The organism is Nonomuraea sp. NPDC004354 (genome assembly GCF_053602555.1).
In genome coordinates this window covers 263,396-283,089 of the sequence record NZ_JBSGDV010000010.1, presented here as the reverse complement: position 1 = coordinate 283,089, position 19,694 = coordinate 263,396, and the positions used below count along the sequence as shown (strand labels likewise).

Below are 19,694 nucleotides of genomic sequence, written 5' to 3'. Positions count from 1 at the left end.
TGCTACTGCTTCTTCTTGACCAGACCCTGCTGGATCCAGACACCAGAGGGAAGGACGCCCTGTCCGAGACGCAGGACCTCGTCGTCGTGCGGCCAGCCGGTGAAGCGGCTGTTGTTGACGAACTGGTTGTTGATGTAGTCCCACAGCTGGATGACCGGGAGGTCCTGGTTGGCGGCCGTGGCCAGCTGCGCCATGATCGGCTTGGCCTCCTCGGGGCCGACCGAGTTCAGCTTGCCGGTGAGCTCGCCGGGGTTGACCTTGGTGCCGTCGACCTCGGTCTCCTCGGGGCTGCCCATCCAGTTGCCGGCCTCGCCGGGGGCGGAGTGCTTGACCTTGCCGCCGACGTTGGCCCAGCCGTTGGAGGCGCCGTAGAGGCGCTGGAAGATGTCGTACGGCGCGGGGCCGAGCGCCATCAGCCAGAAGCCGACGTCGTACTTACCTGCCGCCAGCTCCTCCAGGTAGACCGGGTAGTCGGCGGTGGTGACCACCTCGGCGTCGATCCCGGCCTTGATGAGCTGGCTCTTGATGTTCTCCTGGGCCGACAGCCAGTCGGAGAAGCCGGCCGGCGCGTGCATGGAGACCTTCCACGGCGTGCCGTCGGCCAGCGTCCACTTGCCGTCCTTCTTGGTCAGGCCGGCGGCCTTGAACTCCTCCTCGGCCTTGGCCGGGTCGACCTTGTACGGCTCCAGCTTGGGCAGCGTCTCGGGGATCCAGGCGTTGGCGGCCTTCTGGTGGATGCCGGTGATGGTGGTCGCCGCGGTGCCGCCCTCGGGCGAGGCGACCTTGGTGACCTGCTCGCGGTCGATCAGGTAGGCCAGGCCCTTGCGGACGTGCACGTTGTCGTAGGGCTTCTTGGCCTGGTTGAAGGCCATGCCCACGGCCACGGGGGAGTAGCCCTTGATGACCTCGCTGCCCGGCGCGGCCTTGATCCGGTTCATCACGTCGGTCGGAGCGGCGACGAAGCCGGAGTGGTCGAGCTTGCCCTGGGTGAGGTAGTTCCAGATCTGCTCGTTGCCGGTGTAGTTGAGGAACTTCACCTGGTCGGGCGCCACGTTGGCGGCGTTGAAGAAGTGCTTGTTCTTGACCAGCAGCGCCTCGCCGGGGTTGACCCGCGACAGCACGAACGGCCCGCCCGCGACGTCGGTCGGCGGAGCGAAGGCGATCACCTTCTCGCCCAGCGCGGTGATCTCCTCGCGGGCCTTCTCCGCTTCGGGGCCGTCACCGCGGGCGGTCTTGATCGTGTCCCAGATGGTGGCGGGCACCGCGCTGCTCCACACGTGGGCGGGCAGCACAGTGGTGTCGAGCACGCCGCGCGCGAACTTGGGGCTGGGGTTCTCGGGGTCCTGCGTGATCTTGATGGTCTTCTCGTCGACGACCGTGACCTCGGCCGCCGCGCCGGCCGCGCCGGGGGTGACGGCGAAGGCCGTGCTGCCCTGGGTGTAGGCGAGGGCGATGGAGAGCTTCACGTCTTCGGCGGTGACCGGCTTGCCGTCGGACCACTTGGCGTTCGGCTGCAGCTTGAGCGTGATGGAGGAGTTGTCCGGGGCGATCTCCCAACTGGCCGCCATGCCGGGCAGCGCCTTGTTGGGGTCGGTCAGGTGGTTGACGACCCACCCGATCTTCATCGTGGTGTAGCCCGGGAAGGCGTTGCCCTTGGGGTTGTAAGGGTTGGCAGGGGCGCTCGCGTCGATGCCAGGCCTGTTCACGTCGATCGTGGTGAAGAGGCCGCCGCCGGCGCTCCCACCACCGCCCGCGGACTTGTTGTCGGTGCTGCTGCACGCCGTCGTCGTGGCGAGACCGAGCAGCGCCACTACGGCTGCTAGTCGCTTCATGTACCGCTCCGTGGGGGGCTTATCGATGGGTCCGGTATAGATCGGGGATTGTCCGGACCCTATGGTCAGCCCGCGGATGCGTCAATAATCTCCAGCAGTTGTGAGGTGAATGTAACTTTCCTTCATCACCCGCCATGCTGGAAAAAGGGCGTCACAAGGGGGGTGGGGGCCGCGCGGCGCGCAGGGCACGCGCCGGGACCCCCGTAGTGTATCCGCTGGTCAACGGCTTCCAAAGAGTTCGTTGACGCGCGCGTTGGCGGCGGTCAGCGCGGTGGCGGCATCCTTCTGCCCCAGCCAGACCTCCTCCAGCGCCGTCTGCACGATCTGCCCGATCTCGTCGCCGTGGTCGCTGACCGGCAGCAGGAAGGTGCCGTCCTCGGCGTCGGCGACGGAGGTGAAGGCCGACACGTCACGCCCCGCCTTCTCGTGCGCCTTCATCGCCCGCTCGGCAGAGGACGAGATGGCGGGGAAGACCACGGCGCTGTCGCCCACCAGGTCCTGGCAGCCGGTCGAGCCCAGGAACTTCACCCACTTCCAGGCCGCCTCCTGGTGCTGGGTGCCGGCGTAGATGACGTCGGCCAGGCCGTTGAAGGACGACTTCCGACCCTGGGGGCCCTCCGGCAGCGGGGCGAAGGCGAACTTCCCGTCCGCCAGATAGGTGTTGATCATCCAGGAGCCGGTGATGCCCAGCGCGGCCTTGCCCGAGGCGAGAACGGCGTCCGGGCCCAGCGAGCTGGTCTTGTCGTAGGAGGCGGTGTAGCCCTTGTCGGCCAGGCGCTTGAACCACTCGACGGTCTCGGCGAGCTTCGGGTCGTCGTAGAAGTACCTGGTGCCGAACGGGTTCTTGTCGATGAAGCCGAAGCCGTTGGAGACGGCCAGGTCGCCCCAGCCGTTCTGGCCGAGCGCGCCGTCGCGCAGCTCCGGGACGTAGCCGTGGACGGCCACCTTGCCCTTGTCGAACCCGGGCTCGTCACCGCGCCTGCCGGCCGAGTCGACGGTGAGCCGGGCGATCGCCTTCTCGAAGGTGCCGCCGTCGGCGGGGTTCCAGGTGAGGTCCTTGAGGTCGACGCCCGCCTTCCCGGCCTGCTCGACGTTGTAGACGACGGCCATCGTGTCCCAGTCCTTGGGCAGGCCGTACCGCTTGCCGTCCTTGACCCACAGCTCGGCCAGGCCCGCGCGGTACTGCGACAGGTCCACCTTGTCGGCCCGCACCATCGGCTCGATGTCGAGCAGCTGGCCGTTCTTGACGAACTGCGGGTAGTAGGAGGCCTGCATGGTGATCACGTCGGGGGCCTCGCCGGAGACCATCTGGGTGGTGAGGTTCTGCCAGTACTGGTCCCAGGCGCTCTGCTGGATCTTGATCGTGATGCCGGGGTTGGCCTGCTGGAAGGCGTCCGCGCACTTCTGGTAGGCGCCCTGCTGGACGTCGTCCCACAGGCCGTAGGTGAGTGTGACGTTCCCGCCGTCCTGCTGCCCGGAGGTGCCGCAGGCGGCCGTCAGCAACAGGACGGCCAGCGCCGCCGCTCTTCTCATGGGGAAACTCTCCTATTTGAGTCCGCTGAACTGGATGGAGTCCACGAGGCGGCGGCCGAAGAAGACCAGCAGCAACAGGACGGGGATCACCGACAGCGCCGAGCCGGCCATCAGGCCGGTCCAGTCGGGCGCGGTGTTGGGCGACTGCTTGAGGAAGATGCCGAGCGCGGCGGTCAGCACGCGCGTCTCCTCGCCCGGCGCGACCAGCAGCGGCCACAGGTAGTCGTTCCAGGCCCAGACCGCGGTGGTCAGGGCGAGGGTGAGCAGCGGACCCCTGGTCATGGGGAGCACCACCCGCCAGAACAGCGTCCACCTGCCCGCGCCGTCGATCGTCGCGGCCTGCTCCACCTCGCGGGGGAAGCCGAGGAAGAACTGCCGCAGGAAGAAGACCGCGAAAGGGGTCATCAACAGGCTGGGCGCGACCAGGCCCTGGACGGTGTTGAGCCAGCCCAGCTGCTTGACCACGGCGAAGCCGGGCAGCAGCGTGAAGATCGGCGGCACCATCAGGGCGGCGACGAACAGCCCGAACAGCGCGTTCCTGAAGGGGAAGCGGAGCCTGGCGAAGGCGTAGCCGGCCATCGCGCAGAAAAGCGTCTGCACCACCGTGATCAGGCCGGTGTAGACCAGGGAGTTGCGCAGGTAGAGGAAGAAGTCGAGGTTGGCGCCCGAGCCGCCGGCCGCCCTGGTCTCCTCGCGGGAGGCCAGGCCGAGCACGCGCTCGAAGTTGACCAGGGTCGGATGCTCGGGCAGCAGCCCGAGGTTGTCGGCGGCCAGTTCCCTGCCGGGGGTGATGGCGGTGCGCAGCATCCAGTAGAAGGGGAAGAGTGTGATCAGGATGGCCAGGGCGAGGCATGCCCACGCGAGGAGTCTTCTCATGCGGGATCCCATCACGCGAGGTCCGAGGTCGAGGCGCGGAGCATGCGCATCTGGACGAAGGTCAGCACGCCGAGGATGAGCACCAGCGTGAGGGCCATCGCCGAGGCGTAGCCCATCTTGAAGTGGGTGAAGGCCTGCTCGTAGATGTAGTAGTAGACGACTCTGGTGGCGTTGACGGGGCCGCCCTTGGTGGTCACGGCGACGGTGTCGAACAGCTGGAACGACCCGATCAGTGACACGACCAGCACGAACGCCAGGATCGGCCGCATGAGCGGCAGCGTGACCCTGAAGAAGGTGCGCAGCTCGCCGGCGCCGTCGAGCGCGGCGGCCTCGTAGACCTGCTTGGGCACCAGGCACATCCCGGCGTACAGCAGCAGGGCGGTGTAGCCGGTCGAGGTCCAGGCGTTGATCATGGACACGCTCGGCATGGCCAGCTCGGGCGAGGTCAGGAAGCCCTGGTTGTCCAGCCCCATGCCGGTCAGCAGGTGGTTGAAGAAGCCGAGGTTGGCGTCCAGCAGCCACATCCAGAGCAGGCCCACCGTCACGTTCGGCACCAGCCAGGGCACCACGAGCAGCGAGCGCAGCACGACCGAGCGGGTCAGCCGGTGCATGAGCGCGGCCAGGAACAGGCCGCCGAGCAGCTGGACGCTGATCGTCAGCACGACGTAGTAGCCGGTGACCTTGAGCGAGTTCCAGAACAGCGAGTCGTGAAGGAGCGTCACGAAGTTGTCGGCGCCCACGAAGGCGGGCTCGGACAACAGGTTCCAGTCCGTCATCGAGTACCAGGCGCCGAGCAGGGCCGGATACACGTAGAAGACGCCGAAGCCGACCAGCGCGGGGGCGAGGAAGAGCAGAGCCACCCGTCTGTCGTCGCGCCCTCGGTTCGGCAGCGAGAGTGTGGACACGGGGCCAACTCTTGGGAACTTGCGAAAACTTGTCAATACCTTCGCTTCGATTCCTATTTTGAAAGACTTGACAAGTCATCGAAGGCGCTGGGACCGTTCCTGCCCATGGCCACAACAGATTTCGACCTGCTCGTCGTGGGAGACGCCAACCCCGACGTGATCGTGGCGGGAACACCGTCCACGCTCGCCTTCGGGCAGCGCGAGCAGCTGGTCGACACGGGGGAGCTGGTCCTCGGCGGATCGGGCGCGATCACCGCCTGCGGGGCGGCCAGGCTCGGCCTGCGCACCGCCTTCGCCGGCCGGGTCGGCGCCGACGCCGCCGGCGACTTCGTGCTCGACACCCTCGCCAGGCACGGGGTGGACGTCTCCGCCTGCGTCGTCGACCCCGCCAGGCCCACCGCGCTCACCGTGGTGCTCGTGCGCGGCGCCGACCGGGCGATCCTGACCGCGCCCGGCTGCCTGTCCGACCCGTGGCAGGTCCCGCCATCGGTGCTCGCCAGGGCCGCCCACGCGCACGTCTCCTCCTTCTTCCTGCAACCCGGGCTGGACGTCGCCGCGCTGTTCGCGACGGCACGCGAGCTCGGCCTCGGCACCTCCCTCGACACCAACGACGACCCGGCCGGCCGGTGGGAGGGGCTGGAGCGGGTCATCCCCCTCACCGACGTGCTGCTCCCCAACGACGCAGAGGCCGTCGCGATCGCCGGCAGCGCCGGTCCCGCCGGCCACGCCGATAGCGCCGGTCCCGTCGGCCACGACGTGCCGGCCGCAGCGCGCGTCCTGGCCGCGACGGGGACGCTCCCGGTCGTGAAGTGCGGTGCCGACGGCGCGCTGGCCTGGACGCCCGACGGCGCCCTGCGGGTCGCCGCCGCGCCCGCTCCCACCTTCGCCGACGCGGTGGGCGCGGGCGACAGCTTCAACGCCGGATTCCTGGCCGCCAGGCTCAACGGGCTGCCGCTGGAGGACTGTCTGCGCCTGGCAGTCAGGGCGGGCACCCTGTCCACCCGAGCCGCGGGGGGCACCGCGGCGCAACCGACCTGGGAGGAAGCCACCTCATGAGAAACCCCAAGATCGTGTTCGTGGGCGCGGGAAGCGTCGTCTTCACCCAGGGACTGCTGGCCGACCTCCTGCGCCACCCCGAGCTGTCGTCCCTCCACCTGGCGCTGCACGACATCGACCCCGAGCGGCTCGAGGTCGCCGAGGCCGTCGCCCACCGCATCGCGGCCGCGAGGGGCGCCAGGCCGCGCATCACCGCGACCCTCGACCGCAGGGCCGCCCTCGACGGCGCCGACTTCGTCATCAACATGATCCAGGTCGGCGGGCACGACGCCACCGTCACCGACTTCGAGATCCCCGCCCGCTACGGCCTGCGCCAGACCATCGCCGACACCATCGGCGTCGGCGGCGTCTTCCGCGCGCTGCGCACCTTCCCCGTGCTCGACGCGCTGGCCGCCGACATGGCCGCCGTCTGCCCCGACGCGCTGCTGATGAACTACACCAACCCGATGGCCATGAACGTGTGGTACCTGTCCAGCCGGGTGCGCAACGTCGTCGGGCTGTGCCACTCGGTCTACTGGACGATGCGCGGGCTGGCCGAGCTGGTCGGCGTGCCGTACGAGGAGGTCTCCTACCGGGCGGCGGGCGTCAACCACCAGGCCTGGGTGCTCGGCTTCGAACGCGACGGCGAGGACCTGTACGGCAGGCTCGACGCCCGCATCGACGCCGACGCCGAGCTGCGGCGCAGGGTCCGGGTGGAGATGTACCGGCGCCTGGGCCACTACCCGACCGAGACCAGCGAGCACTCGGCCGAGTACGTGCCGTGGCTGCTGCGCCACGGCGGCGAGATCGAGCGGCTGCGCATCCCCGTCGGCGAGTACCTGAGGGTCAGCGAGGAGAACGTGCGCGAGTACAGGCGCACCCGCGACGCCGTCCGGCACGGGGTGGAGCTGGAGATCGCCGGCACCGACGAGTACGCGCCGCAGATCGTCCACAGCATGGTCACCGGCACGCCGCGCGTCGTCTACGGCAACGTGGTCAACGACGGGCTGATCTCCAACCTGCCCGGCGGCTGCGTGGTCGAGGTGCCGTGCGCGGTCGACGGCACCGGCGTGCGACCCACCCGCGTGGGCGCGCTGCCGCCGCAGTGCGCGGCGCTCAACCGCGCCTACGTCAGCGTCAACGAGCTGACCGTCCGTGCGGCCGAGGAGGGCAGGCCCGAGCACGTACGGCACGCCGTCATGGTCGATCCGAACGCCTCGGCCACCCTGTCGCTGGACGACATCTGGCGCATGTGCGACGAGCTGACCGCCGCCCACGGCGACCTGCTGCCCGAGCCGCTGCGGGTCAGGCCGGCGATCTGACCGGCGAGCCGGACCTCCAGCCCCTGCTGCGGGCCACGTCGGCGGCCTAACCGGCGAGCTGGACCTCCAGCCCCCGCTCGCGCAGCCGCGCCACCTCGGCGGGGTCGGCCGACTCGCCGGTGATGAGCAGGTCGACCTCCGGCAGCAGGCAGATGGGGGCCAGCTCGATCCTGCCGAGCTTGGTGGAGTCGGCCACCATGACGCGCCTGGTGGCCGACCGCAGCATGCGCTGCTTCATCTCGGCGTCCGGCAGGTTGACGTTGGTGAAGCCGCTGTCGGCGTGGACGCCGCCGCAGCCGAGGAACACCGTGCCGGCCCTGATGCCCTCGAGGAGCCGGCCCGCCATCGGGTCGACGAGGGAGTGCTGCTGGCGGCGCAGGCTGCCGCCGGTGACCACCACGGAGAAGCGGGGGATGGCGGGCTCCAGCTCCAGCGCCGTGCGCAGGCCGTTGGTGAAGACCGTCACCTCGGTCAGGTCGGCGCGGGCCACCAGCTCCCTGGCCACGTAGGCGGTCGTGGTGCCCGCGCCCATCAGCACGCTCTCGCCCGAGCTGATCAGGCGGGCGGCGGCCTTGGCGATCAGGCCCTTCTCCACGGCGGCGGCGCCGAGCGACATCTCGAACGACGGTTCGGTGAGGGTGGGCCCCGCGGCGACCGCGCCGCCGCGGACCCTGCGCACCTTGCCCTGCTCCTCCAGCGCGTCGAGGTCGGCGCGGACGGTCACGCCGGAGACGCCGAACGCCTCGGCCAGCTCGTTGACCCTGGCGAAGTCCTGCTCGCGCAGCAGGCCGAGCATGCGCTCGCGGCGCACCTCCGTCGGCATCGGCTCCTTCACCGGCGCACCTCCCACGGCCTGGCGGCCGCCCGCCCAGGCCGGCCCCGCCGGACCGGCCGGCTCATCCGCGCACCGCCTCGGGCAGCAGCTCGCCGTGAGCGGCCAGCAGTTCCTCGCACAGCGCCTCGATGGCCGGCAGCGGGAGCGTCGCCGCGGTGTTCGGGTCGAGCATCGCCGCGTGCAGGACGTGGCGCCGGTCGCCGTCGAGCACCGCCCGCACGGTCAGCTCCACCACGTTGAGGAAGGTGCGGTTGAGCGCGGCGAGCTGGATCGGCAGCTCGCCGACCGGTTGCGGACGGATCCCCGTCGCGTCGACCACCGCCGGCACCTCCACGCACGCCTCCTCCGGCAGGTTGCCGATCAGCCCGCCGTTGCGGACGTTGACGTGGACGAGCTTCTCCCGCCCGGTCAGCATGGCCAGCAGCGCCGCCGCCGCCGGCTCCTGGTGCTGCCATCTGATGAGCAGCGGCCGGCCCGCCGCCAGCGCCCGCCTGGTCTCCTCGTAGACGTGCAAGCTCATGCCGGCCCTGCGCAGGTACTCCTCGACCGGCACGCCGAGTCTCGAGGTCTCCTCCGCGTGGCGCATGATCCACGGCACGTACTCGGCGGCGTGCTCGCTGGACTCGGTGGGGAAGAAACCGAAACGGCGGTACATCTCCACCCGCACGTGGCTCTTCAGCTCGGGGTCGGCGGCAAGCGCGGCGTCCAGGTCGGAGTAGAGGCACCGGCCGGCGTCGTCGGCGAAGACGAGCACGAACGACTGGTGGTTGACGCCGGCGCTGCGCAGGGTCAGCTCGTCGAGGTCGCGGCCCACGAGGTCGGCCAGGTAGGCGTGGGTGTCGCAGACCGCGTGGCAGACCCCGGCGAACCTGGTGAAGCCCGTCGCCTCGTGCATCGCCCACCCGGTCATCGCCATCGGGTCGGTGTGGCTGAGCAGCCAGGCGTCGGGGCACAGCGCGGCCATCTCACGGCCCAGCTCGACGGCGGCCGGAATGGTGCGCAGGCCGCGGAAGATGCCGCCGATGCCGATGGTGTCGCCGATGGTCTGGCGCAGGCCGTAGCGGTGGGGGATCTGGAAGTCGCGCAGCGTGGCCTCGAAGCCGCCCACCTCGATGGTGGCGACCACGTGGTCGGCGCCGTCGAGCGCCCGGCGCCGGTCGGCGTGGGCGCTGACGCGCGCCCCCGCGCCCGCCTCCGCGTCCAGCGCCCTGGCGAGGGCCTCGGCGGTGGCCAGCCGGGCGGGGTCCTCGTCGTGCAGGACGATGTCGAGCTCGCCGCGCAGCGGCTCGGACAGGAAGAGGTCGGACAGGATCTTGCGGGTCAGCTCGACGCTGCCCGCCCCGACGAAGACGATCCGCGACATCCGCACCTCCTACCTGGGCGACCAGTATTCCACGACGCTCTTGTGCGCGAAGTTGTTGAAATTCCGGCCGACATGGGCAACTCTAGGCATGTGCTGGCGTGGGCACCCCGCCCTTCCCCCGGGCCGCGCCACCGCCTGCGTGCCGTGGGCCTGGCCGCATGAGCGGAGTGAGGAACAGCATCCCGTGCGCCCTTGCCGATCATCTGCGAGGACAAGCATGAGAGCGTGGAAAACCCTGATCGCCGTCCTGCTCACCTGGGCGGCCTGCCTCGTCGTCCCCGCCTCCGCCGAGGCGGGCACCACCGCGCCGACCCCGACCCCCTGCCCGGGCTGCTGGAAGCCGGCGCTCGACACCAGCTGGCAGTGGCAGCTGTCGTCGGTGCCGAAGGAGCCGTTCCTGAACGTCACGATGTACGACATCGACGGGTTCAACGCCACCGCGGCGACCGTCCGGCGGCTGCACGAGACCAGGGCCGGCCGCAAGGTCGTCTGCTACGTCAGCGCCGGCACCTACGAGGACTGGCGGCCCGACGCCGGCCGCTTCCCCGCCGCGATCCTCGGCGCCAACCTCGACGAGTGGCCCGGTGAACGCTGGCTGGACATCAGGCAGTACGAGGGCGAGCTCGGCACGATCATGCGGTCGCGCCTGGACATGTGCAAGGCGAAGGGCTTCGACGCGGTCGAGTTCGACAACCTCGACGCCTACACCAACGACAGCGGCTTCCCGCTGACCGCCGCCCACCAGATCGAGTACAACGCCTGGCTGGCCAACGAGGCCCACGCGCGCGGGCTGTCGGCGGGCCTGAAGAACGACATCGCGCAGATCCCGCAGCTGCTGCCGTACTTCGACTGGGCGCTGAACGAGCAGTGCTGGCAGTACGACGAGTGCACCACCGCGCAGAACGGCGGCTACGGCTACGACCAGTTCGTCCGGGCGGGCAAGGCGGTGTTCACCGTGGAGTACGAGCTGGCCGCCAAGGCCTTCTGCGCCAGGTCGAACGCGCAGAACTTCAACTCCCTGCGCAAGAAGTACGAGCTGGACGCGTACCGGGTGGCCTGCCGCTGAGGCACGCCCTGGCCGGGGGGCGATCGAGGGCCGCCCCTCGGCCGATAAACCGGGTGAGCGGACCGACACGCGTCGCTATCCTTCCGGCATGGCAGACGACCATGGGGTGACCCCGCAGAGTGAGGACTTCTCGGCCTGGTACAACGAGCTGGTCGCCAAGGCACAGCTCGTCGACCGGGGCCCGGCGAAGGGCACCATGGTCATCCGACCGTACGGCTACCGCCTGTGGGAGCTGCTCCAGGGCGAGCTCGACCGGCGGATCAAGGACACCGGCCACGAGAACGCCTACTTCCCGCTGCTGATCCCCGAGAGCTACCTGCGGCGCGAGGCCCAGCACGTCGAGGGCTTCTCGCCGGAACTCGCCGTCGTCACCCACGCCGGTGGCAAGGAGCTCGAGGAGCCGCTGGTCGTGCGCCCCACCTCGGAGACCGTCATCGGCGAGATGATGGCCAGGTGGATCTCCTCGCACCGTGACCTTCCGCTGCTGCTGAACCAGTGGGCGAACGTCGTGCGCTGGGAGCTGCGGCCCCGCATGTTCCTGCGCACCACCGAGTTCCTGTGGCAGGAGGGCCACACCGCGCACGCCGACGCGGCCGACGCGATGCGGGAGACGATGCTCGCCCTCGACCTCTACACCGAGGTGGCGCGGGACATCGCCGCCATCCCCGTGGTGGCGGGCGAGAAGACCGCGGGCGAACGGTTCGCCGGAGCGGTGCGCACCTTCACCATCGAGGGCATGATGCGCGACGGCAAGGCGCTGCAGGCCGGCACCTCCCACTACATGGGCACCAACTTCGCCGCGGCCTTCGACATCCACTACACCTCCGCGGCCGGCCGCCTCGAGCTGTGCCACACGACGTCGTGGGGCATGTCCACCCGGATGATCGGCGGCGTCATCATGACGCACGGCGACGACAAGGGGCTGGTGCTGCCGCCCAGGCTCGCGCCGTACCAGGTCGTCATCGTCCCGATCGGCCGCGGGGAGCAGGGGGAGCGGACGCTGGCGGCCGCCCGTGACCTCGCGGCGCGGCTGACGGCGGCCGGTGTGCGCGCCCACGTCGACGACCGCGCCCAGCTCTCGCCGGGCTTCCGGTTCAACGACTGGGAGCTGCGCGGGGTGCCGATCCGCCTCGAACTGGGCCCCCGCGACCTGGAGTCGGACACCGTGGTCATGGCCAGGAGGCTGGGCGAGGAGGGCAAGCAGTCGCTCCCGCTGGCCGCCGTGCCCGCGAGCATGCGGGGGATCCTCGCGGAGTTCCAGGAGTTCCTGCTGCGCCGGGCCACCGCGTTCCGCGACGAGCGCACCACGCCGGTCGGCACGTGGGAGTCCTTCGCCGCCGCGGTCGGCTCGGGGTGGGCGCTGGCGCTGCACTGTGGCAAACCCTCGTGCGAGGACGACATCAAGGCGCGCACCGCCGCCACCCCACGCTGCGTTCCGCTCGACGGCGCGGCCGAGACCGGGACCTGCGTGCGCTGCGGGGAACCCTCCGCCTACGGCAAGCGGGTCGTCTTCGGCCGCTCCTACTGAGCCCTGCCCCGGCGGGTCATGGTCAGATCGTGTCCCAGGCGACGTCCTCGTACAGGGCGAGCAGCCGGGCGGCGAACGCCTCGTCGAGCTTGAGGGCGGCCTCCTCGAGCCGGCCGACCATGACCACGCCGTGGGAGTTGGTGAGGAAGACCGCCTCGTAGGCGGGCAGGTCGGCGACCCTGACGGGGCGGCGCTCCTGCGGGATGCCGGCCGGCTCCAGCGCGCGCTCCATCAGCTGCATGGTGATGCCGTGCAGCATCGGCGCGTCGGGCCAGATGACCGCGGTCCCGTCGAAGCAGCCGAGGTTGGTGATCAGGCCTTCGGAGATCAGGCCGTCGGGACCGGTGAGCAGGCCCTCGTCGTAGCCCTCGGCGTGGAGCCGGCTTCCGTAGTACGCCTGGGGGAGGCCGCCCAGGTGCTTGATGTGCGGAAGGAAGCGCTGGTAGCCGACGGGTCTGACGCTGCGCGGCGTGGTGGCGACCGCGATGGGCGGGCGGGCGGTGACGAACACGTGCGGGCGGTCGTCGGCGTCGGCCGCCTGGACGTAGACGCGGACGCTGGCGTCGGTGAGGTCGTCGCCGAGCGCGGTCCTGATCGAGTCGATGACGAGCGCGGTGTCGAGGTCGAGGCCGAACAGCTCGCGGTTGGCCGCCCTCAGGCGGGCCAGGTGCAGGTCGAGGCCGCGGGTGCGCCGGTCGCGCACCTGCATGGCGGTGAAGTGGCCGTAGCGGGCCAGGAGCGGCAGGCCGGCCTCGGGCCCGGCGACCCGGCCGTCGATGACGGTGATCACCCGACCAGCTTACGGGCGGCCGGGACTGTCGTGTGTAGCAAGCGTTTGGTTAGATCCGGGCATGGACGAACGTGAGGTCGCCGACCGGCTGGAGATCGCCGGGCTGCTCGCCCGCTACGCCAGGGCCGTCGACGCCGGGGAGTGGGACCGGCTCGCGGAGGTGTTCACCGCCGACGCCGTGATCGACTACCGGTCGGCGGGCGGGATCGCGGGCGGGCTGGAGGAGGTCAGCGCCTGGCTGGCCGCGGCGCTGGCGCCGTGGCCCGGACGGCTGCACCTGGTCGGGGCGCCGGTCATCGACTTCACCGCCGCGGACGGCGACGCCGATGCCGCGGCTGGTACGGCGGCGGGCACCGAGGCCGTGGTGCTGGCGCCGTTCACCGACACGCTGGCGCCCTCGAGGACGATGCTGGCCGCCGGGGCCAAGGGGGTGTGCCAGGGCGGCGGCTGGTATCACCACCGCATGGTCCGCACCGCCGCGGGATGGCGCAGCAGGGAACTGGTGGAGGAACAGACCTGGCGCACGATCGGCTGACAACGTCGCGGCGGCCCGCCCCGCACGCCGGAGCGGCGTGATGGACGGGCCCCGCCCCGTGACCGCGGTGGCCTCTCGGGGGCTTGCCGTACGAGAGGGGCTGCCGGACGCGGGACTCCTCGCCGACGCGGGACTTCTCACCGACGCCGGGCTCCTCGCCGACGCCGCACTCCTCGCCGGACGGGCAGGGGAGCGAGCCGACGGGTCAGGACGTCGCGGGCGACAGGCGCGACAGCGCGAGCGAGGCGTAGAGCGCCGCGCCGTCCGGCAGGACGGCGTCGTCGAACCGCGCCTCGGGGGAGTGGTTGTACGGCGCGCTCGCCGGGTCCCGGTCGGGCGGGCACGCGCCGAGGAAGACGAAGGCTCCGGGCACGTCCTCGAGCACGTAGGAGAAGTCCTCCGAGCCCATGACCGGCTGCGGGGCCACGAAGAAGCGGCCGGGACCGAAGAGCCCGTCGATGGTCTCGCCCGCGAATGACGCCTCGTCCGGGGTGTTGACCGTGACCGGATAGCCCATGCCGAAGGACGCCTCGACCCGCAGGCCGTGCGCCGCGCCGATGCCCTCGACCAGCTGCACGGCGCGCTGCTTGACGCGGGCCCTGGTGTCCTTGTTGAAGGTCCTGATCGTGGCCGAGAAACGGGCGTCGTCGGGGATGACGTTGTCGACGGTGCCCGCGTGGAAGCTGCCGACGGTCACCACGACCGGGTCGAACACGTCGAAGGCCCTGGTCACCAGAGTCTGCAGGGCGGTGACCATCTCGCAGGCGGCCGGGATGGGGTCCAGCGCCCGCTGCGGGGTGGACCCGTGGCCGCCCCTGCCGATCACGTGCACGTCGAAGGTGTCGGCCGCGGCCATGATGGGCCCGCCGCGCGAGGAGAACGTCGCGGGCGGCAGCATCGCCGAGACCACGTGCATGCCGTAGGCGGCCACGGCCCGCGAGCCGGCCGCGTCGAGCACGCCCTCGTCGATCATGACTTTGGCGCCCTCGTAGCCTTCCTCGCCCGGCTGGAACATGAACACCACGTCGCCGGCGAGCTGCTCCCGCCGGGCGGCCAGCAGGTGGGCGGCCCCGGCGAGCATGGTGGTGTGCAGGTCGTGGCCGCAGGCGTGCATCCTGCCCTCGTGGGTGGAGATGTACGGCAGGTCGTTGCGCTCGGCGACGGGCAGCGCGTCCATGTCGCCTCTGAGCAGGACGGCGGGGCCCGGCCTGCCGCCGCGCAGCACCGCGGTGACCGAGCTGAGCGACTCGCCCGTGCTGATCTCCAGCGGCAGGCCGTCGAGCGCGGCCAGCACCTTCTCCTGCGTGACGGGCAGGTGGAGCCCGACCTCGGGCGTGGTGTGCAGCGAGTGGCGGAGCCGGACGAGCTCGTCCCGCATGTCCTGTGCTGATTCAAGAAGCGACATGGAGCACATTCTTCACACGCCCGCCACTGGCTGGACAAGTGGTCATTTGTAGGATGGCCGCGTGACTGAGCGTAAGCCCATCCAGACCTGGTTGTCCGACATGGACGGCGTCCTGGTGCACGAGGGGCATCCCGTCCCCGGCGCCGAGGTGTTCGTCAAGCGCTTGCGCGAGTCGGACAAGAGCTTCAAGCTGCTCACGAACAACTCCATCTACACCCCGCGCGACCTCGCCGTACGGCTGCGCGCGGGCGGCCTGGACGTGCCGGAGGAGGCCATCTTCACCTCGGCGATGGCGACCGCGCGCTTCCTGGACGACCAGCGTCCCGGCGGCTCCGCCTACGTGATTGGCGAGGCGGGGCTGACGACGGAGCTGCACGAGATCGGCTACGTGCTGACCGACATCGACCCGGACTACGTGGTGCTGGGCGAGACGCGCACCTACAGCTTCACCCAGATCACCAAGGCCATCAGGCTGGTCGAGGCCGGCGCCAGGTTCATCGCGACGAACCCGGATCCGGTGGGTCCGTCGAACGAGGGCTCGCTCCCGGCCTGCGGCGCCGTGGCCGCGATGATCACCAAGGCCACGGGGGTCGAGCCCTACTTCGTCGGCAAGCCCAACCCCATGATGATGCGCCACGCACTGAACGCCATCGACGGCCACAGCGAGACCACCGCGATGATCGGCGACCGGATGGACACCGACATCGTCTGCGGCATGGAGGCGGGCCTCTACACGATCCTGGTGCTGAGCGGCGTGACGCAGCGCGAGCAGGTCGACCGCTTCCCCTTCCGGCCGTCGCTGATCGTGGACTCGGTGGCCGATCTCGTCGACCGGATCTGATTCCTGACGCACCCTGTCAGGTACGGCTGGCAGGCTGGCTCTCATGCACCGCATCTACCTGGAGCTCGGCCCCAAGAAGGTGTTCGCCTGCTCGCTCGACTGGCCCGGCTGGTGCCGCGTCGACAGAAGCGAGGAGCTGGCCATCGACCGGCTGACCGACTACGCCCCGCGCTACCGCGTGATCGCCGAGCGGGCGGGCCTCGACTTCGCGCCCGGCGAACCCGTCGTGGTCGAGCGGGTCAAGGGCTCCAGCACCACAGACTTCGGCGCGCCCGACGCCGAGCCGTCCGCCGACGCCGAGCCCGCCGGCCCGGCGACGCTCGCCCGTGACGTCGCGCTGCTGCGCGCGGCCTGGGCGCTGTTCGACGAGACCGCCGCCGCCACGCCCGAGGAACTGCGCAAGGGGCCGCGCGGCGGCGGGCGCGACCGCACCAGGATGGTCGAGCACGTCACCGAGGCCGAACGCGCCTACGCCCGCCGGCTCGGCGTCAGGTACCCGCCGTACAGGTCGGTCGCCGACCGCGACGCCATGCGGGAGGAGCTGGCGGCGCTCCTGCTGGAGGGCCGTTCGGGCGCCTGGTCCACCCGCTACGCCTGCCGCCGCGTCGCCTGGCACGTCATCGATCACCTGTGGGAGATGGAGGACCGCAGGTCGTTCTCGTAGGCGAGGATGACCAGCTGGACCCTGTCCCTGACGCCCAGCTTGGTGATCGCGCGCGAGATGTGCGTCTTGACGGTGAGCGGGCTGATCACCAGGTGGTGGGCGATCTCCTCGTTCGACAGCCCGGCGGCGATCAGGCCCACGACCTCCAGCTCGCGCGCCGTCAGCGCCTCCAGCGTGCCGGAGGGCCCCGGACGGCCGGCGAAGCGCTCGACGACCTTGCGGGTGACGCCGGGCGACAGCAGCGAGTCGCCCGCGTGGACCACCGCGACCGCCCGGCGCAGCTCGGCGGGCTCCACCTCCTTGGTCAGGAAGCCGCTGGCGCCCGCGCGCAGCGCGGCGAAGACGTTCTCGTCGGTGTCGAAGGTGGTCAGGATGATGATCCGGCACTCGGGCAGCTCGGCGAGGATGCGCCTGGTGGCGGCGATGCCGTCCGAGCCGGGCATGCGGATGTCCATCAGCACCACGTCGGGCCTGAGGTGGCGCGCCTGCCGTACCGCCTCCTCGCCGGTGGCGGCCTCGCCGACCACGGCGATCTCCTCGTCCTTGGCCAGCAGGGCGCGGAAGCCGGCGCGCACCAGCGCCTGGTCGTCGGCAAGTAGCACGTTGATCGTCATACCGGCAATCCTGCCCTGACCGCGAAGCCGTCGTCGGCCTCGATCTCCAGCCAGCCGCCGAGGGCGCCGACCCGCTCGCGCATGCCGGTCAGGCCGTGGCCCTCGGTGTAGGGGACGGGGCCCGTGCCGTCGTCGACCACCTCGAGCCGCACCTGGCGGGAGGAGTAGTCCAGGTGGACGAGCAGACGGCGGGCGTCGGAGTGCTTCAGCGCGTTGGTCATCGCCTCCTGCACGATGCGGAAGGCGGCCATGGCCTGCGCGGCGGGCACCTCGGTGGGGTCGCCGCGCTCGTCGAGGGTGACGTCGAGCCCCGCCTCCCTGGCCCTGGCGACCAGGTCGGCGATCGAGGAGAGCTCGGGTTGCGGCTCGCCCGACACGTCGCGCAGCACGCCGATCAGCGACCTGAGGTCGGCCATCGCCTTCTTGCGGACATCGGCGGCGACCCCGATGGCCGCCCGCGCCTCCGGCAGCGTGTCGGCCTCGGCGGCGACGTTCAGGTGGAGGCCGACGACCGTGAGGGTGTGCGCGACGACGTCGTGCAGCTCGCGGGCGATCTGCAGCCGCTGCTCGGCCAGCCTGGTCGTGGCGGCCTCGCGCAGCCTGGCCTCGTGCTCGGCGCGCCAGCGCAGGTGCTGGCGGTAGCCCTGGGCGAGAGCCAGCACGAGAGCGAGCCACAGCAGCTCCGCCCCGCCCCTGGCCAGGTCCATCGTGGGGGCGACGCCCGCCGCGAGGGTGAGCGTGCAGATCACGCTCGCCCACGGCAGGTTCGCCAGCCCCGCGGAGAAGACCGCGACCGACATCGGCCAGATGACGCCGCCCTCGAACAGCCCGCCGTACTGGGCGCCGACCAGCACCGCGGCCGACAGCGCCAGCACGGTGACCGGCGCGTACCGCCTGCCCAGCAGCAGCAGCCCGAGCGAGATGGAGACGGGGACGGTGCCGTTCCAGGTCAGCGGGGCGCCCACGGAGGCCAGCGAGGTGAGGGCGCAGACCGTCGTCAGGACGGCGAGCGCGGCGTCGAGCCGCAGGAAGGAACGGGACATGCCCCGAACGGTAGCGAGGGCGGCGTCCGGCGGTCGTCCTCCGTCGTGAGTCACCCGGCTACTTCGATCGATGTATGAGGCGGGGCAGCGAGGTGATGTGCGCGGCCAGGTAGTCGCCCAGGGCCTCGGGAACCAGGTGCCGCGAGGTGATCTCGGCCGGGTCGAGGGGCAGCCGCTCGACGTCGTAGGCGCCGCTCGAGGGGTCCTCGCACTCGGGGCCGTGCCGCAGGGCGGGATCCATGCTGACCAGGCGGCAGCCGTACACGTGCTGGGTCTTGACCCCGCCCTGGTGGGGGTAGGTGAGCGTGGTCAGCGGGGTGACCGCGGAGACGACCGCGCCCAGCTCCTCCAGCAGCTCCCTGTGGAGCGTGTGCTCCAGGGTCTGGTCCTCCGGCTCGACATGGCCGCCGGGGACCGACCAGTACAACGCCTTTCCGGGGACCGTGCGCCGGAAGACGATCAGCCGTTCGTCGTCATCGAGCAGGACACCTCGGACACTAGGTCGCATAAAGACCCTCCAATTTCTTGGGGTAGCCTAACTTACGGTTGCGTAGCTTGAAGGAGATGAACTTTATGGTGATGAGTCAGACGGAGCTGCTGCACGAGCTCGAGCCGGTGGTGGCGAACGAGCTGGACCGCCATCTCAAGGTGGCCAAGGAGTGGTTCCCGCACGAGTACGTGCCGTGGAGCCAGGGCCGCGACTTCGACGGCGTCCTCGGCGGCGAGGCCTGGCAGCCCAGCGACTCGACCATCCCGGAGGCGGCCCGCATCTCGCTGATCGTCAACCTCCTCACCGAGGACAACCTCCCCAGCTACCACCACGAGATCGCCACCACCTTCGGCCGCGACGGCGCGTGGGGCACCTGGGTGGGTCGGTGGACCGCCGAGGAGGGCAGGCACGCCGTCGCCATCCGCGACTACCTGACCGTCACGCGTGCCGTCGACCCCGTCGCCCTCGAGCGCGCCCGCATGGTCCACATGGAGGGCGGGTTCCAGACCGAGTACACCAGCATGCTGGAGCAGCTGGCCTACGTCTCCTTCCAGGAACTGGCCACCCGCATCTCGCACCGCAACACCGGCAAGGCCGCGGGCGACCCCGACTGCGACCGCCTGCTCGCCAAGATCGCCGCTGACGAGAACCTCCACATGCTCTTCTACCGCAACCTGCTCAAGGCGGCCTTCGAGCTCGACCCCAACCAGACGATGCGCGCCATCACCGACGTCGTGACGACCTTCCAGATGCCGGGCACCACCATCGAGGGCTTCACCCGCAAGGCGATGATCATCGCCAACGAGGGGATCTACGACCTGCGCCTCCACCTCGACGACGTGCTCATGCCCGTGCTGCGCCAGTGGGGCGTCTTCGAGAAGACCGACCTGGACGGCGACGGCGCCAAGGCTCGCGACGAGCTGGCCGCCTTCCTGGCCAGGACCGAGACGACGGCCACCAGGTTCGTCGAGCGCAGGGAGGAGCGCAGGGCACGCGCCGCGGCCATGCGATGATCTG

19 protein-coding genes are annotated in these 19,694 nt (G+C 70.7%); 8 read left to right on the top strand and 11 right to left on the bottom strand.

Translation table 11 applies throughout. From position 1 onward, the window contains the following. Window positions 1-2: 2 nt before the first annotated feature. From ACWENQ_RS27010 to ACWENQ_RS26995, 4 genes are all read right to left on the bottom strand, one after another. On the bottom strand, window positions 3-1,832 hold the full coding sequence (locus tag ACWENQ_RS27010) for an ABC transporter substrate-binding protein (protein ID WP_354920919.1): 1,830 nt from the start codon (window positions 1,830-1,832) through the stop codon (window positions 3-5). Window positions 1,833-2,051: 219 nt separating this feature from the next. Next, complete coding sequence (locus ACWENQ_RS27005) at window positions 2,052-3,365, bottom strand: ABC transporter substrate-binding protein (RefSeq protein ID WP_452416765.1); 1,314 nt, start codon at window positions 3,363-3,365, stop codon at window positions 2,052-2,054. Between the two features lie 12 nt (window positions 3,366-3,377). Beyond that, window positions 3,378-4,241: a carbohydrate ABC transporter permease gene (locus ACWENQ_RS27000; RefSeq protein WP_449925853.1), complete on the bottom strand. Its 864-nt coding sequence runs from the start codon at window positions 4,239-4,241 to the stop codon at window positions 3,378-3,380. Window positions 4,242-4,252: 11 nt separating this feature from the next. Beyond that, window positions 4,253-5,101, bottom strand: a complete 849-nt coding sequence (locus ACWENQ_RS26995) for a carbohydrate ABC transporter permease (RefSeq protein WP_449925856.1) — start codon at window positions 5,099-5,101, stop codon at window positions 4,253-4,255. Between the two features lie 150 nt (window positions 5,102-5,251). Here ACWENQ_RS26995 and ACWENQ_RS26990 point away from each other — a divergent pair, with 150 nt between their 5' ends. Then, window positions 5,252-6,202: a carbohydrate kinase family protein gene (locus tag ACWENQ_RS26990; RefSeq protein ID WP_452416764.1), complete on the top strand. Its 951-nt coding sequence runs from the start codon at window positions 5,252-5,254 to the stop codon at window positions 6,200-6,202. Then, entirely contained in the window at window positions 6,199-7,503 is a 1,305-nt protein-coding gene (gene melA / locus ACWENQ_RS26985) for an alpha-galactosidase (RefSeq protein ID WP_452416763.1), read from the top strand. The genes ACWENQ_RS26990 and melA overlap by 4 nt, the downstream gene beginning before the upstream one ends. Window positions 7,504-7,549: 46 nt before the next feature. Here the strand turns inward: melA and ACWENQ_RS26980 are convergent, their stop codons facing one another. After that, complete coding sequence (locus ACWENQ_RS26980) at window positions 7,550-8,338, bottom strand: DeoR/GlpR family DNA-binding transcription regulator (protein WP_449925864.1); 789 nt, start codon at window positions 8,336-8,338, stop codon at window positions 7,550-7,552. A gap of 61 nt (window positions 8,339-8,399) precedes the next feature. Further along, window positions 8,400-9,701, bottom strand: a complete 1,302-nt coding sequence (locus ACWENQ_RS26975; RefSeq protein WP_452416762.1) for a family 4 glycosyl hydrolase — start codon at window positions 9,699-9,701, stop codon at window positions 8,400-8,402. A gap of 217 nt (window positions 9,702-9,918) precedes the next feature. On the opposite strand from ACWENQ_RS26975, the gene ACWENQ_RS26970 reads away from it, so the two are divergent. After that, the gene (locus tag ACWENQ_RS26970) at window positions 9,919-10,767 is read left to right on the top strand and encodes an endo alpha-1,4 polygalactosaminidase (protein WP_452416760.1); all 849 of its coding nucleotides are present in this window, start codon (window positions 9,919-9,921) and stop codon (window positions 10,765-10,767) included. Between the two features lie 88 nt (window positions 10,768-10,855). Beyond that, the gene (gene proS, locus ACWENQ_RS26965; protein WP_452416758.1) at window positions 10,856-12,295 is read left to right on the top strand and encodes a proline--tRNA ligase; all 1,440 of its coding nucleotides are present in this window, start codon (window positions 10,856-10,858) and stop codon (window positions 12,293-12,295) included. A 22-nt stretch (window positions 12,296-12,317) separates the two neighbouring features. Here proS and ACWENQ_RS26960 read toward each other — a convergent pair whose 3' ends face one another. After that, window positions 12,318-13,085, bottom strand: a complete 768-nt coding sequence (locus ACWENQ_RS26960) for an aminotransferase class IV (protein WP_452416757.1) — start codon at window positions 13,083-13,085, stop codon at window positions 12,318-12,320. Window positions 13,086-13,146: 61 nt separating this feature from the next. On the opposite strand from ACWENQ_RS26960, the gene ACWENQ_RS26955 reads away from it, so the two are divergent. Continuing rightward, window positions 13,147-13,620: a nuclear transport factor 2 family protein gene (locus ACWENQ_RS26955; RefSeq protein ID WP_452416755.1), complete on the top strand. Its 474-nt coding sequence runs from the start codon at window positions 13,147-13,149 to the stop codon at window positions 13,618-13,620. 205 nt (window positions 13,621-13,825) lie between these two features. On the opposite strand, the gene ACWENQ_RS26950 is transcribed toward ACWENQ_RS26955, so the two are convergent. Beyond that, window positions 13,826-15,025 (bottom strand): M20 metallopeptidase family protein, encoded by a 1,200-nt coding sequence (locus ACWENQ_RS26950; RefSeq protein ID WP_452416754.1) that lies wholly within the window; start codon window positions 15,023-15,025, stop codon window positions 13,826-13,828. Window positions 15,026-15,086: 61 nt separating this feature from the next. On the opposite strand from ACWENQ_RS26950, the gene ACWENQ_RS26945 reads away from it, so the two are divergent. Both ACWENQ_RS26945 and ACWENQ_RS26940 read left to right on the top strand, forming a co-directional pair. Further along, window positions 15,087-15,866 (top strand): HAD-IIA family hydrolase, encoded by a 780-nt coding sequence (locus ACWENQ_RS26945; protein WP_452416752.1) that lies wholly within the window; start codon window positions 15,087-15,089, stop codon window positions 15,864-15,866. Between the two features lie 43 nt (window positions 15,867-15,909). Beyond that, window positions 15,910-16,530, top strand: a complete 621-nt coding sequence (locus tag ACWENQ_RS26940; protein ID WP_452416750.1) for a hypothetical protein — start codon at window positions 15,910-15,912, stop codon at window positions 16,528-16,530. Here the strand turns inward: ACWENQ_RS26940 and ACWENQ_RS26935 are convergent. Genes ACWENQ_RS26935 through ACWENQ_RS26925 form a run of 3 tightly spaced genes read right to left on the bottom strand, consistent with a single transcriptional unit; the run spans window position 16,491 to window position 18,695 of the window. Next, window positions 16,491-17,144 (bottom strand): response regulator transcription factor, encoded by a 654-nt coding sequence (locus tag ACWENQ_RS26935; RefSeq protein WP_354920895.1) that lies wholly within the window; start codon window positions 17,142-17,144, stop codon window positions 16,491-16,493. The two genes, ACWENQ_RS26940 and ACWENQ_RS26935, sit on opposite strands and share 40 nt — an antisense overlap. Next, a complete protein-coding gene (locus ACWENQ_RS26930; protein WP_452416749.1) occupies window positions 17,141-18,187 on the bottom strand; it encodes a sensor histidine kinase in 1,047 nt (348 codons plus the stop codon). The genes ACWENQ_RS26935 and ACWENQ_RS26930 overlap by 4 nt, the downstream gene beginning before the upstream one ends. 58 nt (window positions 18,188-18,245) lie before the next feature. After that, window positions 18,246-18,695: an NUDIX domain-containing protein gene (locus ACWENQ_RS26925; RefSeq protein ID WP_452416747.1), complete on the bottom strand. Its 450-nt coding sequence runs from the start codon at window positions 18,693-18,695 to the stop codon at window positions 18,246-18,248. 71 nt (window positions 18,696-18,766) lie between these two features. Here ACWENQ_RS26925 and ACWENQ_RS26920 point away from each other — a divergent pair, with 71 nt between their 5' ends. Continuing rightward, on the top strand, window positions 18,767-19,690 hold the full coding sequence (locus ACWENQ_RS26920; RefSeq protein WP_449925895.1) for an acyl-ACP desaturase: 924 nt from the start codon (window positions 18,767-18,769) through the stop codon (window positions 19,688-19,690). Window positions 19,691-19,694: the final 4 nt, after the last annotated feature.